Annotated in this window: 10 protein-coding genes; 7 read left to right on the top strand and 3 right to left on the bottom strand. The window is 69.6% G+C overall.

Translation table 11 applies throughout. The features are described from left to right. Positions 1 to 13: 13 nt before the first annotated feature. The 7 genes from NRY95_04815 (at position 14) to NRY95_04785 (ending at position 9,288) form a co-directional block, all read left to right on the top strand. Positions 14 to 2,731, top strand: coding sequence for a TonB-dependent receptor (locus tag NRY95_04815; GenBank protein ID UYC17291.1), 2,718 nt, complete (start codon positions 14 to 16; stop codon positions 2,729 to 2,731). A gap of 259 nt (positions 2,732 to 2,990) precedes the next feature. After that, the gene (locus NRY95_04810) at positions 2,991 to 3,950 is read left to right on the top strand and encodes a L,D-transpeptidase (GenBank protein UYC17290.1); all 960 of its coding nucleotides are present in this window, start codon (positions 2,991 to 2,993) and stop codon (positions 3,948 to 3,950) included. A gap of 4 nt (positions 3,951 to 3,954) precedes the next feature. After that, complete coding sequence (locus tag NRY95_04805; GenBank protein UYC17289.1) at positions 3,955 to 4,647, top strand: M23 family metallopeptidase; 693 nt, start codon at positions 3,955 to 3,957, stop codon at positions 4,645 to 4,647. A 266-nt stretch (positions 4,648 to 4,913) separates the two neighbouring features. Continuing rightward, complete coding sequence (locus NRY95_04800; protein ID UYC18503.1) at positions 4,914 to 5,645, top strand: DUF3348 domain-containing protein; 732 nt, start codon at positions 4,914 to 4,916, stop codon at positions 5,643 to 5,645. Positions 5,646 to 5,655: 10 nt separating this feature from the next. Continuing rightward, the gene (locus tag NRY95_04795; protein ID UYC17288.1) at positions 5,656 to 7,992 is read left to right on the top strand and encodes a DUF802 domain-containing protein; all 2,337 of its coding nucleotides are present in this window, start codon (positions 5,656 to 5,658) and stop codon (positions 7,990 to 7,992) included. Continuing rightward, positions 7,989 to 8,639, top strand: coding sequence for an OmpA family protein (locus NRY95_04790; protein ID UYC17287.1), 651 nt, complete (start codon positions 7,989 to 7,991; stop codon positions 8,637 to 8,639). The genes NRY95_04795 and NRY95_04790 overlap by 4 nt, the downstream gene beginning before the upstream one ends. Beyond that, the gene (locus NRY95_04785; protein ID UYC17286.1) at positions 8,629 to 9,288 is read left to right on the top strand and encodes a DUF2894 domain-containing protein; all 660 of its coding nucleotides are present in this window, start codon (positions 8,629 to 8,631) and stop codon (positions 9,286 to 9,288) included. The genes NRY95_04790 and NRY95_04785 overlap by 11 nt, the downstream gene beginning before the upstream one ends. 230 nt (positions 9,289 to 9,518) lie before the next feature. Here NRY95_04785 and tkt read toward each other — a convergent pair whose 3' ends face one another. The 3 genes from tkt to NRY95_04770 all read right to left on the bottom strand — a co-directional run bounded on the left by tkt (position 9,519) and on the right by NRY95_04770 (position 14,826). Continuing rightward, on the bottom strand, positions 9,519 to 11,519 hold the full coding sequence (tkt, locus tag NRY95_04780) for a transketolase (GenBank protein UYC17285.1): 2,001 nt from the start codon (positions 11,517 to 11,519) through the stop codon (positions 9,519 to 9,521). Positions 11,520 to 11,666: 147 nt separating this feature from the next. Beyond that, on the bottom strand, positions 11,667 to 12,983 hold the full coding sequence (locus NRY95_04775) for a dicarboxylate/amino acid:cation symporter (GenBank protein ID UYC17284.1): 1,317 nt from the start codon (positions 12,981 to 12,983) through the stop codon (positions 11,667 to 11,669). 118 nt (positions 12,984 to 13,101) lie between these two features. Next, positions 13,102 to 14,826: a BatD family protein gene (locus NRY95_04770; GenBank protein ID UYC18502.1), complete on the bottom strand. Its 1,725-nt coding sequence runs from the start codon at positions 14,824 to 14,826 to the stop codon at positions 13,102 to 13,104. Between the last annotated feature and the right edge of the window lie 2 nt (positions 14,827 to 14,828).

Below are 14,828 nucleotides of genomic sequence, written 5' to 3'. Positions count from 1 at the left end.
CTGAGCCACCGACATGCAGCGCACCTACACGATCAGCCGCTTGGCCTGCTCCATCGTACTGGCGCTGTCCGCGCCGGCATTTGCGGACACCCCGGACCAGAATCCCAAGACCCTGGCATCGGTCAATGTGGAAGCGGACCAGACCCCGGCGCCGGGGTCGATCAACGAACAGCGCCTGTCCGACAGCGTCAACAGCGTGATGGACAAGGAGCAGATCGACGCGATCCCGTCGGCCGGCATCGCCGACGTGCTCGCGCACATGCCGGGTCTGTCGGCCTACAGCGACATGCACCTGGGCCAGGCCGCCACCGGCGAGAACGCCTACGTCAGCATCCGCGGCATGGACGCCAGCTACAACGCCTACACCCTCAACGGCTTCGGCATGCCCGAAACCGATTCGTCGACCCGCGCGATCTCGTTGAACATGCTGGCGCCGTTCGGCATCCAGTCGGTGCAGGTGTCCAAGGCGCCGACTCCCGACATGCCCGGCGATGCGATCGGTGGCGCCATCGACATGCGCACGCCCAGCGCGTTCGACTTCGACCGCGATTTCTATGCCAAGACCACCGCGCAGGGCAAGCTGAGCGCACTGGCCTCGGACCTGGGCACGAAGGACAAGGGCGGCACGCTGCAGCAGGAACTGGCCTGGAAATTCGGCGAGCACCAGGCGTTCGGCCTCTACCTCTCCGGTTACTATGGCAAGTCGAACAACCTGGCCCAGGCCACCTCGCCCAACACCCCCTACACCCCGGTCGATCCGGCGCAGGCCGATGCCACCGACCTGCGCGATGTCGGCCCGCTGGTCGACACGCAATACAAGTACAGCCTCTATACCAACCAGATCGAACGCTACGGCGGCAACCTGGCGCTCGACTGGCAGGGCGAGCACAGCACGCTGTACGCCCGCGCGATCTATGGCGCCTACAAGGTCACCGGACAACAGGATCAGGCCGGCGCCGCATCGGCGAGCAGCGGCGGCGCGCCGATCGCGGTGCGCGGCGAATACTTCAACACGCGCGACATCCAGGAAAAGCTGGCCACGCTGCAACTGGGCGGCAAGACCACGCTCGATCGCCTGCGCTTCGACTACGGCACCTCGTTCGGCCGCGGCACCCGCAACCGCCCGGACTACGTCGAAGCGAGCATGTACGCCCTGACCAGCGGCAACTACGCGTTCGACCTCAGCGACCCGACCTATCCGAACCTGGCGCCCAGCTCCAACGCGCTGAAGCGCTTCTTCTACAACCTGGACACGCCGGTGTTCTGGAAAGTGCAGGGCCACGACGCCGGCAGCCACGACAACCGCGCCAACGCGCATGTCGACATCGCCTACCGGGTGGACGACAGCGTACTGGAGAGCGTCAAGGTCGGGCTGTCGGCCGACCATTCCGAGCGCGGCGCCTACGATCACGCCTTCTTCCACAACGACAACAACTTCGTCTACGGCGGTCCCTACTTCGGCGGCCCCGACTATCCGTTCTATGCGGCAGGCGGCCCCACCCTGTCCGCGTTGCCCGGCAAGATCGTCAACGGCGGCTTCGACGGCAGGTTCGCCGGTCCGCTCAAGATCGTGGACCGCAACTGGGTGCTGGCGCAGGCGGTGCCCTACAAGTACGTCGACGATCCCAACGGCGCGGGCGTCTACACCGCCAACGACTACAACGCCAACACCACCTCCAGCACCGAGGCGATCTATTCCGGCTATGCGATGGCCACGCTGCACCTTGGCGAGGTGACCGTGCTGCCCGGGGTGCGCTACGAACTGACCCGCTACTCGGCCGATTCCTGGCAATCCAACGGCGACGATGCCAGCGGCCGCTTCGTCGGCACCGGCCGTACCTATGGCGAAGTGCTGCCGGGGATCAGCCTCAACTATCGCCCCGACGATCTCACCGTCTATCGCGCCTCGCTGCGGCGCAGCTTCAGCCGTCCGGCGTTCGGCCTGATTTCCGGCGAGACGGTGTACTCGATCGACGACACCAGCGGCAAGCTGCTGGGCATCTCCAAACCCAATCCGGATCTGAACCCGAGCAAGGCCGACAACGCCGACCTGTCCGCGGAGTTCTACGACGCGCACGGCGGCGTGCTCAGCGCCTCGGCCTACTACAAGCGCATCACCGGTTTCGTCTACACCTCGCAATCGTCCACCAGCAACGACAACACGCTCGGCGGCCTGGTCCCTACCGGCACCACGCTGGAAAACGGCGTGCCGGTGACCATGCCGCAGAACGGCGGCACCGCCAAGCTCTATGGCGTGGAAATGGCGTTGAGCAAGCGCCTGCAGGATCTGCCCGGCGTCTGGGGCAATTTCGGCGCCACCGCCAACCTGACGCTGCAGCACAGCGAAGCGGACAGCAAGCGCGAGGATCATCCTGAGAAAACCTGGTTGCCGCGCGCGCCGGAGCGGATCTACAACCTCGGCCTGTTCTACGACGATACGAAACTGCGCGCCGACCTGAGCTACAACTACACCGGCCTGCAACTGCTGGGCCTGACCAGCGACCGGCTCAACTACTACCTGCAACCGGTGAAGTCGCTGGACTTGAACGCCACCTACCACCTGCCGCACGGCATCGACGTGGGCGTGTCGGTCAAGAACCTGCTCGACGAAGCCACGTTCTACGAAACCCAGGGCAAGTCCAGGCGCTACCTGGCCTACGATCCCGGCGCCGACGGCGCCTACGTCGAGACCGGGCGGGTGTACATGCTGACGCTGGGTTACACCTACTGAGTGCAGCCCGCCTCCGGCGCATCGCGCCGCCGGAGGCGCCGCGCGCGCTGCGGGCGCATGCACGACGCCTCGCTGCCGGTGGACGACACCCGCGGCGCCACCACACCGCGGCGGCCGCTTGCCGATGCACGCTGCGCGATGCAGTGCAGGCGTGCTGCCCGGCCGTGACGGACGCTCCGGTCAGCGCGCAACCAGACATTTCACGCCCGCTAGTCGCGGCGTTTAGGCATGGTGGCGGGAATTCATGCCGGAGTCGCCGATGTCCCGTCTATCGCTTCCACTCGCCTGCGTTGCCGTGCTGTTCGCAAGCGCCGTCGGCAACGCACCGGCACAGCCGCCCGCCAAGGCCGCAGCATCCACCGCCGCACCGGACAGCGGCGAGCGTTCGCCGCTGCGCGCGCAAGTGCTGCTGGATCGCGCGCACTTTTCCCCGGGCGAGATCGACGGCCAGCCGGGCTCCAACCAGCGCCGCGCCGTCTCCGGCTTCCAGCAGGCGCGCGGACTGACCGCAAACGGCGAACTCGACGATGCCACCTGGCAGGCGTTGGCGCAGGACCCCGCACCGGCGCTGGTCGCCTACACGCTCACCGCCGAGGACCTCGCCGGTCCATTCCCGAAGATTCCAACGGACACCGCGGAGAAAGCCAAGCTGCCGGCGCTGGGCTACGAATCGGTGGAAGAGCTCCTGGGCGAACGCTTCCACGCCGCGCCTGCACTGTTGCGTGCGCTCAACCCGTCGATCGACTTCAGCCAGGCCGGCGCCAGCGTGCAGGTGCCGAACGTGCTCGGCACCGCCGCACTGCCGAAGGCCGCCAAGCTGGTGGTCGACAAGTCCGATTCCACCGTGCGCCTGCTCGACGCCGGCGGCGCGATCCTGGCCCAGTTCCCCGCCTCCACCGGCAGCGAGCACGATCCGCTGCCGATCGGCGACTGGAAGATCAAGGGCGTGGCGCGGCAGCCGACCTTCCACTACACCCCCGAGTTGTTCTGGGACGCCGACAAGTCGGACAAGAAGGCGACGCTGGCGGCAGGCCCGAACAACCCGGTCGGCGAGGTGTGGATCGACCTGTCCAAGGACCACTACGGCCTGCACGGCACGCCGGAGCCATCGCGCGTGGGCAAGGCGCAGTCGCATGGCTGCGTGCGCCTGACCAACTGGGATGCGCTGACCGTGGCCGCCGCGGTGAACGCGTCGGTGCCGGTGACCATGCAGGAGTGAGCGGATGAAGACACGGCTGAGCCTGGCAGCGTTGGTGGTGGCGGTCGCCCTGGGTTACTGGGTGCTGCGCGACGGGGTGCAGGTGCGCCCCAGCGCAACGCCTGCCGGCGCCGCAGCGCCGGCCGCGGCAGCGGCGCTCCTGCCGGCGACTGCGACTGCGGCGCCGGCAGCTGCGCCCCCGGCGACGGACGCCACCATGCCAGCGCCGCCTGCCGCGGCCGCAGACGCGGCAGCCGCCGCCGCGCCAGCCAATGCCGCCGATGACCTGCTGATCCCGGTACAAGGCGTGCGCCGCAACCAATTGCAGGACACCTTCACCGACGCCCGCAGCCAGGGCCGGCGCCACGACGCGATCGACATCCTGGCGCCGGCCGGCACACCGGTGCTGGCGGTGGCCGACGGCAGCGTGGAAAAGCTGTTCGACAGCGAGCGCGGCGGCCTCACCGTCTACCAGTTCGAACCCAGCGGCCGCTACGCCTACTACTACGCGCACCTGCAGCGCTATGCGGATGGACTGGCGGAGCAACAGACGCTCCGCCGCGGCCAGGTGCTCGGCTATGTCGGCAGCACCGGCAATGCCGACCCCGGCGCGCCGCACCTGCATTTCGAGATCCACCGGCTCGGCCCGGAAAAACAGTGGTGGAAGGGCGAATCGCTCAATCCGTATCCGCTGCTGCGCGGCGAACAGCGGCTGTAGGCGCAGGCGCGGCCTGAAACTGCGGCCCGGGAGGCTGCGCGATCGCAGGCGCCTCCGCGTCGGGTCTGGACCCGCCGACCGCTTGACGCCCTGACGCGCAGGCCTCCGCCCCGCCCCGCAAGGCCAGGGCGCGCAGGCACTGGCGGCAGCCCTGCAACGGCGGCTTGAACCGCACCGGACCGGCGGGCCGGTTTTCGGCGTGCCGCCGGGGGGGGGGCGGCCCGCCATGTCATTCGGGTGTAAAATTCCCCGTTTTACGCAGAAGCATGGCGAAAGTTCTTCCACGGCCGCCTGTCCCGGGCCCGGCGTTCATTCGCCTCCTCGCCCGTCTCACCGACGCCGACATCGCGCCGTCCAGCCCCGCGCTGGCCGACCGGCTCGGCCAATGGATCGACTGGACGCGCGCTGTCGCCCTGTCCAGGGCGCTGGACGGCAAACTGCCCAGCATCGATGCCGACGCGCCGTTCGAGAGCGTCGACGCGAACGAATGCGCACGCGTGCGCGACACGCTCGAGGAGGCCATTACCAGGGACACCGCCGCGGACGCCGCTACGCAAGGAACCCGGCATGGCCACGCCGCCGACGCGAACGCGCCGCTCGACTACGCGCCGTTCCGCCAGCGCTACCTGGCGCTGCAGCGGGCGATGCTGACCGCCAGCGGCCGCCTGCGCGGCCAGCTGCGCGACACGCTGGCGCGGACGTCGGCCGACATGGCGCGGCTGGCGGAGGTGGATGCGGTCATGGAGCTGACCCTGAGTCCGCGCGAACAGACCCTGCTGGCTGCCGTGCCGGCGCTGCTGCAACAGCATTTCGAACGCCTGCGCGAGACCGAGCCCACCGCGGCGGCCGACACGCACACGGCGGACACCGCTCAGGCACCGACCGCCAACGCCTGGCTGGACGTGTTCCGCCACGACATGCGCAGCGTGCTGCGCGCCGAGCTGGATGTCCGCTTCCACCCCATCGACGCGCTGCTCGCAGCGCTGCGTCCCCGCTGACCGAGACCTCATGTTCAAGAACTTCTTCAATTCCGCCGTGTTCCTGACCGGCCTCGCCGCCGTGTGCTGGATCGGCGTGGGCTACCTCGGTTCCAACCCGCTGGGCGCCAGCTTCGCGCTGCTGATCGGCGTGTGCTACGTGGCCGGCGCGCTGGAGCTGTACCGCTACCGGCAGGCCACCGACACCCTCGTCCACGCCGTGGCCGACGCGGACGCGGCGCAGTCCGACCTGGGTGGCTGGCTGCAGCGCCTGGATCCGAGCCTGCGCAACGCGGTGCGCCTGCGCATCGAGGGCGAGCGCGTCGCCCTGCCGGCGCCGGGACTGACCCCGTACCTGGTCGGCCTGCTGGTCCTGCTGGGCATGCTCGGCACCTTCCTGGGCATGATGGCGACCCTGCGCGGCACCGGCCTGGCGCTGGAAGGCGCGACCGACCTGCAGGCCATCCGCGACTCGCTGGCGGCGCCGGTCAAGGGCCTGGGCTTCGCGTTCGGCACCTCGATCGCCGGTGTGGCCAGCTCGGCGATGCTCGGCCTGCTCGCCGCGCTGTGCCGGCGCGAGCGGCTGCAGGCGGTGCAGCTGCTCGACCTGAGGATCGCGACCGCGCTGCACGTCCACTCGCAGGCGTTCCAGCGCAGCGAAGCGTTCAAGCTGCTGCAGCGGCAGACCGACTTGATGCCGGCGCTGATCGACCGGCTGCAGGCGATGGCGGCGGGCATCGAGCAACAGGGCACCGCCAGCGGCGAACGCCTGGCCAGCAACCAGGACGCCTTCCACGCCAGGACCGAGGCCGCCTACACGCGCCTGGCCGGCGCGGTGGAGCGATCGCTGCAGGCCGGCGTCGCCGAGAACGCGCGTGCGCTCGGCACGGTGCTGCAGCCGATCGTGCAGGCCACCCTGGACGGCCTGGCACGCGAAACCGCCACGTTGCACGAGAACGTCGGCCAGGCCGTGCAGCGCCAGCTGGACGGGCTGACGAGCGGCTTCGACACCGCCGCTGCGCGCGCCGCCCAGGCCTGGGACGCCGCGCTGGCCGGCCAGCGCGACAGCAACGACGCGCTGGTCCGCGACCTGCGCAGCGCGCTGGAAGGCGTCGGCGACAGCTTCGCGACGCGCTCGAACGGCCTGCTGGACGCCGTGTCGGCGCGCCTGGACGCCACCGCGGACGGCGCCAGGCAGGCCTGGCACGAGGCGCTGTTGCGCCAGGAAGCGATCAACGAACAGTTGGCGGCGCGCAACGCGCAGGCGCTGGACGCCATCTCGGTACGTCTGGACGCCACCGCCGATGGCGCGAAGCAGGCCTGGAACGAGGCGCTGTCGCGCCAGGAAGCGATCAACGAACAGTTGGCGGCACGCAACGCGCAGGCGTTGGATGCCATCTCGGTACGTCTGGACGCCACCGCAGACGGCGCGAAGCAGGCCTGGAGCGATGCCCTGTCGCGCCAGGAGGAGGTCAACGCCGCATTGGCCGAGCGCAACGCGCAGGCGCTGGACGCGGCCGCAGTGACGCTGGAACAACGTGCAGCAGTGCTGGTCGACGCCATGCAGCACGCGCATGCGCAGTTGCAGGACACGCTGCAGGCGCGCGACCAGGCACGCCTGGCCACATGGACCGACACGTTCGCCACGATGGTCGCCGCGTTGAACGCGGAGTGGGAACGCAACGGCGAACGCAGCGCGCAGCGCCAGCAGGACATCTGCGACACGCTCGAACGCAGCGCAGGCGCGATCGCGGCGCAGACCCAGGCGCATGCCAGCGAGACCATCGCCGAGATCTCGCGCCTGGTGCAGACCGCCTCGGAAGCGCCCAAGGCCGCCGCCGATGTCGTCGCCGAGCTGCGCCAGAAGCTGTCCGAGAGCATGGTCCGCGACACCGCCATGCTGGAAGAGCGCAGCCGCCTGCTGGACACGCTGCACACCCTGCTCGACGCGGTGAACCACGCCTCCACCGAGCAACGCACCGCGGTGGATGCGCTGGTCACCACCTCGGCGGACCTGCTCGAACGCGTCGGCACCCGCTTCACCGACCACATCGAAGCCGAGACCGGCAAGCTCGAATCGGTCGCCGCGCAAGTGGCGGTCGGCGCCACCGAAGTGGCGAGCCTCGGCGACGCATTCAGCGGTGCGGTGGAGGCATTTGGCCACTCGAACGCGGCCCTGCTGGAGCGCCTGCAGGGCATCGAACAGGCGCTGGACAAGTCGCTGGCGCGCAGCGACGAGCAACTGGCCTACTACGTGGCCCAGGCACGCGAAGTCATCGACCTGAGCCTGCTGTCGCAGAAGCAGATCATCGAGGAGCTGCGTCAGTTGCCCGGCCAGTCCGCCGACGACGGGGCCGAAGCGGCATGAGCGACGAGCTGGAAATCGACGCCGAATCCGGCGCGCCGATCTGGGCGGTGTTCGGCGATCTGATGTCGGTGTTGCTGGGCGCGTTCGTGCTGATCCTGATCGGCGTGATCGGCGTGCAACTGCAGTTGTCGAACAAACTGGACCAGGAAGTCAGGCAGCGGCAACGCGAGGCGCAGCAGCGCAAGACCCTGGAACAGGCGCTGGCCGCGCCGCTGGCGGCAGGCCGGGTGACCCTGGTCGATGGCCGCATCGGCATCCGCGGCAGCGTGCTGTTCGCACTCAATTCCGACCGATTGCAGCCCGAGGGACGCGAAGTGCTGAAGAGCCTGGCCGCACCGCTGGCCGGTTACCTGAAGGCGCGCGGCGAGATCCTGATGGTCAGCGGCTTCACCGACGATCGCCAGGTCCGCGACAGCAACCGCCAGTTCGCCGACAACTGGGAACTGTCGGCGCAGCGCGCGCTGACCGTGACCCGCGCGCTGATCGACGAAGGCGTGCCGGCCGATGCGGTGTTCGCGGCCGCGTTCGGTTCGCAGCAACCGGTCAGCCCGAACGTCGACGAAGCCGGACGCGCCAGCAACCGGCGCGTGGAGATGGCGCCGCTGCCGAAGCTGTCCAGCTCCGCCGCGATAGCGCATGCGCGATAACGGCACACCAGCGAGCGAGCTGATCGCCGCATGGCGCGCGCAGCATGCCGAGCGCCTGGATCCGCTGCGTTTTCGCTTCATCGAGGCGCTGGCGCGGCGCGTCGATGCGCATCATGGCGAAGCGCGACGGTTGCTGGAGGAAAGGTTGTCCGTGTTGCTCCAAGCCTATGCCGACGACCTGACCAAGATGCCGGCCGTGGCAGGCGCTGCCGATGCCGATGCTGCCAATGCAAATGCCAATGCCAATGTCGCGCCTGTCGCGACAACGACCGTCCGCGGCCCGCTGGGCGAACTGCTGGATCGCTTCGCCGGCGACACGGCGAACGCCATGCCGTCGCAATCTGCGCAACTGCCCGCACTCGATGAGGCGCGCAGGCTGTGGACCGCGCTGCGCAGCCGCAGCCAAGTGCGGCAATCGCTGCAACAAGCGCCTTCCGGTGCCGGCCCGTTGAATTCGGGCGTCCTGGTGCACCGCTCGCTCGCGCTGATGCGCACGCTGTCGCCGGACTATCTGCAGCATTTCCTGGCCTACGTCGACGCGCTGTCGTGGCTGCAGCAACTGCGCGACGGCGGCACGCTGGCGGCGCAGCAGAAGCCCGGTGCGGATATCGGCAAGAAGCCGACGCGCGGCAAGCCGCGCAAGCGCTAAGCGGCGGTCACTCCGCTCGGCGTAACGCATGCCTGCCGCGTATCTTGATTCTAGCGCTGACCCTTGTGGGAGCGACTTCAGTCGCGACGGGCTTTACCGGGAATGCCCGTCGCGACTGAAGTCGCTCCCACAAGTAACAGCAGCATCTACATCGCGACGGCGCAAGCACGCACACAAGAAAAAGGCCGGCTTTTGCGCCGGCCTTTTTCGTTCCCGCGGGAAACGTTGCGTTACAGCGCCTTCGCCGCCGCGACCACGTGCTCGCTGGTGATCTGGAAGTACTTGTACAGTTCCTCGGCCGGTGCCGACGCGCCGAACGTGTCGATGCCGACCACCGCGCCGTCCAGGCCCACGTACTTGCGCCAGAAGCCGGTGACGCCGGCCTCCACCGCCACCCGCTTGCGTACCGCGTTCGGCAGCACCGATTCGCGGTAGGCCGCGTCCTGGCGATCGAACACGTCGGTCGAGGGCATCGACACCACGCGGGTCTTCAGGCCCGCGGCATCCAGCACCTTCTTCGCGTCCACGGCCAGGCCCACTTCCGAACCGGTGCCGATCAGGATCACGTCCGGCGCGCCGCCCTCGGCATCGGCCAGCACGTAGCCGCCGCGTTCGATCTGCTGGATCTGCGCGTCGCTGCGCGCCTGGAACGGCAGGTTCTGGCGGCTGAACACCAGGCAGCTCGGGCCGTCCTGGCGGGTGATCGCGGCCTTCCAGCTCACCGCGGTCTCCACCGTGTCGCACGGGCGCCACACGTCGTTGTTGGGGATGTAGCGCAGCGAGGCCAGGTGCTCCACCGGCTGATGGGTCGGGCCGTCCTCGCCCAGGCCGATCGAATCGTGGGTGTAGACGTGGATCGCATGCGCCGGGTTCAGCGCGCTCATGCGCACGCCGTTGCGCGCGTAGTCGCTGAACACCAGGAAGGTGGCGTCGAACGGGATGAAGCCGCCGTGCAGCGCCAGGCCATTGGCGATCGCGGTCATGCCGAACTCGCGCACGCCGTAGTACACGTAGTTGGCGTTCGGGTCGTCGCTGGCGACCGACTTGCTGGCCTTCCACAGGGTCAGGTTGGAATGCGCCAGGTCGGCCGAACCGCCGATCAGTTCCGGCAGCAGCGGCGCGAACGCCTCGATCGCCATCTGCGAAGCCTTGCGCGAGGCGATGGTCTGCGCCTCGGCGGCCTGCTTGGCGATGTAGGCATCGGCCTGGGCGATGAAGTCGTCCGGCAGCTCGCCGTGCGAGCGGCGGGTCAGCTCCGCGGCCTCGGCCGGGAACTGCCTGGCGTACTTGTCGAACGCCTGCTCCCACTCGGCCTGGCGCAGCGTGCCGGCGCCACCGGCGCGCCAGCCGTCGTAGATCTCCTGCGGGATCTCGAACGGGCCGTACGGCCACTGCAGCGCCTTGCGCGCGCCTTCCAGCTCTTCCTTGCCCAGCGGCGCGCCGTGCGAGGATTCCTTGCCGGCCTTGCTCGGCGCGCCGAAGCCGATGGTGGTGCGGCAGCAGATCAGGGTCGGCTTGTCGCTCTCGCCGAGCGCAGCCTCGATCGCGGCCTTGATCGCGTCGGCGTCCTGGCCGTCGACATCGCGCAGCACGTGCCAGCCATAGGCCTCGAAGCGCGCCGGGGTGTTGTCGCTGAACCAGCCGGCGGTGTTGCCGTCGATGGAGATATGGTTGTTGTCCCAGAACGCGACCAGCTTGCCCAGGCCCCAGGTGCCGGCCAGCGAGGCGGCCTCGTGCGAGATGCCTTCCATCATGCAGCCGTCGCCCATGAACACCCAGGTGCGGTGATCGACGATCTGGTGCTCGGGGCGGTTGTAGCGCTGCGCCAGCAGTTTCTCGGCCAGCGCGAAACCGACCGCGTTGGCGAAGCCCTGGCCGAGCGGGCCGGTGGTGGTCTCCACCCCGGGGGTCTCGCTGCGTTCGGGATGGCCGGCGGTCTTGCTGTGCAGCTGGCGGAAACGCTTCAGCTCCTCCAGCGGCAGGTCGTAGCCGGACAGGTGCAGCAGCGCGTACTGCAGCATCGAACCGTGGCCGTTGGAGAGCACGAAGCGGTCGCGGTTGAACCACTTCGGATTGTTCGGGTTGTGGCTGAGGAAGTCGTTCCACAGCACTTCGGCGATGTCGGCCATGCCCATCGGCATGCCGGGATGGCCGGACTTGGCGGCCTCGACCGCGTCGGCGGCGAGGAAGCGGATCGCGTTGGCGAGCTGGCGGCGGGTAGGCGTCGTCATGTGGGTTCTATTGGAAGCGGGCGCGGAGCGTCGGGTTCGCTATTGTCCCACAGGCTGGGGAGCGCGGGACTCGGGACTCGGGACTCGCAAGAGGCTAGCGGCCACGCATCGCTATCGCCTGGCGCACTTCGCACATACCCCACCCGGTCACGGACAGCGCTTCACGAGTCCCGAGTCCCGCCCATCCCCCTCGCCCTTCGCCACCAGGGTGGTCAGCGCCAGGTCGCCGGTCACGTTCAGCGCGGTGCGGCACATGTCCAGGAAATGGTTGACGCCCAGGATCATGCCGATGCCGACCGGGTCCACCCCGACCATCGCGCAGATCAGCGCCACCACCGGCAGCGAGCCGGAGGGCACGCCGGCGGTGCCGATGCCGCCGAGGATGCACACCAGCATCACCATGAACTGCTGCGCGATGCTCAGCTCCACGCCGAAGAACTGGGCCAGGAAGATCACGGTGACGCCCTCGAACAGCGCGGTGCCGTTCTGATTGGCGGTGGCGCCGACGGTCAGCACGAAGCGCGACACCTTGTTCGGCAGGCCCATCTCGTCGGCCACGCGCAGCGCGGTGGGCAAGGTGGCGTTGCTGGAGGCGGTGGAGAACGCCATCACCGTGGCCTCGCGGGTGGCGCGGAAGAACCACAGCGGCGAGCGCCCGGCGAATTTCACCGCCAGACCGTAGGTCACCAGCATGTGCAGGCCCAGCGCCAGCACCACCACGCCGACGTAGGCGCCGAGCCGGACCAGCAGTTCGAAGCCGAACAGCGCCGCCAGGTTGAACATGAAGCAGGCCACCGCGTACGGCGCCAGGCGGATCACCAGCCCGATCAGGGTCATCGAGATCTCGAAGATGCCCTCGATGCCGCGCCGCAGCGTCGCCACCTTGGCGTCGTCGCTGAGCACCATGCCCACGCCGAACATCACCGCGAAGAACATCAGCGACAGGATCGCGCCGTTGCTGGAGGCGGCGGCGACCACGTTGTCGGGCACGATCGCCAGCAGCATGTCCATGCCGCGCGGCTGCTGCTTGCTCTGGTCGACGATCTGCGCGGCGCGCTCCGCGTTCTGCTGCAGCAGTTGCTGCGCCAGTGCGTGGTCCACGCCGATGCCCGGCTTGAGCACGTTGACCAGCACCAGCCCGAGCAGCACCGCGATGCCCGACAGCACCACCGTATAGCCGAGCGTCTTCCAGCCGATCCGGCCCAGCGCGCGGATGTCGCCCATCTCGGAAATGCCCATCACCAGCGCCGAGAACAGCAACGGCACGATCAGCATGAAGATCAGGCTGAGGAACAGCTTGGACAACGGCGTGGTCAGGTACGTGGTCAGCGCCTGCACCCAGGCCGCATCGCCGCCCACGCTCAGGTGCACGGCCAGGCCGAACACCAGCCCGAAAGCGAAGCCGATCGCCATCTTCCAGTGCAGAGGCATGCCGGTCTTGGCCTTCACGGGGGTGTCGGTCATGGTGTGCGCCTTGCCAGAGGAAACCCCGAGCTTAACAAACCCGCACTGGCGGGCCGCAAGCCGGCATCACCCCGCGCCTGCGCCGCGAGCCGCGTCGCTCAGCGCCGCGACGACGCTCTTACGCGTCGTGCGGATACAGCGGCGGCAGCTCGTCCTTGCCGTGCTTGCGCGGCGTGTCGCGCCAACGCGGCCCGGCCCAGAACGCCTCGCGCAGCGCGGCGCGCGCGCTGGGCACATCGCCTGCGCCGCCCCAACGTGCGCGCTGCATGCGCAGCACCGCCTCGCGTTGCGCCGGCTCGTCCAGGCGGTTCAGCAGCGCATCGAGGTCGGCGACGCCGGCCTGCGCGCACAGGAGCGCGGCCACCTCGTCCAGCCCGCCGCCATCCAGCGCCTTGCGCAGGTCGGCCAGGCCATGGCGCGGGTGTGGCGCAGCGGGCGCCGACGCCGGCACCGATGCAGCGTGGGTGCCTGCCGGCGCACGCGCGACACGGCTGCGGCGCCAGGCCCAGACCAGCGTCGCCAGCCACAACAGGGCGAACAGCGCGGCCAGCGCCATCCACAGCGGCAGCGAACCGAGCCATCCGGACACCGCATGGGTCGGCGTCACCGCGTTGCCGGCCGGCGCCGCGTCCACGCGCGGCGCCGCTGCGCTGGCCGGCGCCGCAGGCGCGGCGGGTACGGCACGCCCCGGCAGCACCTGCAGATTCAGATCGGGCAGACTGGCCTCGCGCGCGCTGCCGGCCGCCACGTCCCACCACGGCATGCGCAGGCCGCTGACCCGTAACGGCCCAGCGGTTTGCGGCACGATCGAATAGCGCCGGGTGATCTTCAGTTGCGGGCTGCCGTCGACGAACGTCTCCTCGAACTGCGGCGGCTCGGCGAACACCTGCGCGCCATCGACGCTCGGCGTCGGCAGTTCCGGGAACTGCGCCTGGGTGGCGCCGCGCGCGCTCGCCTCGACCACGATATCGGCCGCCTCGCCCACCGCCGCACGCTGCGGCGTGGCGGTGTAGCGCAGGCGCAGGTCGTGCAGCGGCAGCCATGGCTGCGGCGCATTGGCCGGTTGCGCGCGCACCTGCAGGGTCTGCGCCGCACTGCGCGCGCTGAGGTCGCCGCCGCGGCCGAAATAATCGTCGAAGAAGCCGCTGGGGCCGCGGCCGCGGAAGCGCGCGCCGGGCAAGGTCAACGGCCCACTATGCTCGGGCACCAGCAGGTAGCGGCGCTCGACGATGGTGAACATGCGCCCGTCGATCTCGCGCCGGCTCTGGATATCGTCGCCGATGCGCTGCAGCGCGGCGCCGGCCGGCGGATCCAGGTCCAGTTCGCCCGAGGTCAGCGGCACGCCCAGGTACAGCCGCACCACCACGCCGACGCTCTGCTGCACGTACGGCTGCGCGTCGTCGGCCACGGTCTGCACGAACACGTCGGCATTGCCGAGCTGCGCCGGATCGCCGCCGCGGGTGCTGCCGGCCGGCGCCGGCGCGGCCGCGGCGACCTGCAGCCGCAGCGGTGCGGTGCGTTCGTTGCCCACGCGCAACGACGGGATCTCGAGCGTGCCGGTGCCGCGCGGGGTCAGCGCCACGCCGAACAGCGACTTGGCCGTGACCTGGCCGTTGACCATCTGCATCTGCCGGCTGTTGACCTCGTCGCTGAGCGCGAAATCCGCGCGCAGCGGCGCGTACTCCGGCGCCGCCAGGCCCTGGTCGGTCTCGATGTTGAGGGTGACGCTCTCGCCGGCGCCGATGCTGTCGCGGTCCAGCCACGCGCGGGTGGCGGCGGCGGCCGGCAGCGCCAGTGCGGCCAGCAGCAGCCCTGCCCACAGGGCCAGCATGGCCGACCGCATCC

It is taken from the genome of Xanthomonas campestris pv. phormiicola (genome assembly GCA_025666215.1).
Taxonomy (GTDB): Bacteria; Pseudomonadota; Gammaproteobacteria; order Xanthomonadales; family Xanthomonadaceae; genus Xanthomonas_A; species Xanthomonas_A campestris_A.
This window is presented reverse-complemented; position numbering and strand designations above follow the sequence as displayed.

Excerpts from the sequence above, each read along its gene's own strand:
- NRY95_04815 (UYC17291.1), top strand. The coding sequence starts at position 14 with ATGCAGCGCACCTACACGATCAGCCGCTTGGCCTGCTCCATCGTACTG.
- NRY95_04810 (UYC17290.1), top strand. The coding sequence starts at position 2,991 with ATGTCCCGTCTATCGCTTCCACTCGCCTGCGTTGCCGTGCTGTTCGCA.
- NRY95_04805 (UYC17289.1), top strand. The coding sequence starts at position 3,955 with ATGAAGACACGGCTGAGCCTGGCAGCGTTGGTGGTGGCGGTCGCCCTG.
- NRY95_04800 (UYC18503.1), top strand. The coding sequence starts at position 4,914 with ATGGCGAAAGTTCTTCCACGGCCGCCTGTCCCGGGCCCGGCGTTCATT.
- NRY95_04795 (UYC17288.1), top strand. The coding sequence starts at position 5,656 with ATGTTCAAGAACTTCTTCAATTCCGCCGTGTTCCTGACCGGCCTCGCC.
- NRY95_04790 (UYC17287.1), top strand. The coding sequence starts at position 7,989 with ATGAGCGACGAGCTGGAAATCGACGCCGAATCCGGCGCGCCGATCTGG.
- NRY95_04785 (UYC17286.1), top strand. The coding sequence starts at position 8,629 with ATGCGCGATAACGGCACACCAGCGAGCGAGCTGATCGCCGCATGGCGC.
- tkt (UYC17285.1), bottom strand. The coding sequence starts at position 11,519 with ATGACGACGCCTACCCGCCGCCAGCTCGCCAACGCGATCCGCTTCCTC.
- NRY95_04775 (UYC17284.1), bottom strand. The coding sequence starts at position 12,983 with ATGACCGACACCCCCGTGAAGGCCAAGACCGGCATGCCTCTGCACTGG.
- NRY95_04770 (UYC18502.1), bottom strand. The coding sequence starts at position 14,826 with ATGCGGTCGGCCATGCTGGCCCTGTGGGCAGGGCTGCTGCTGGCCGCA.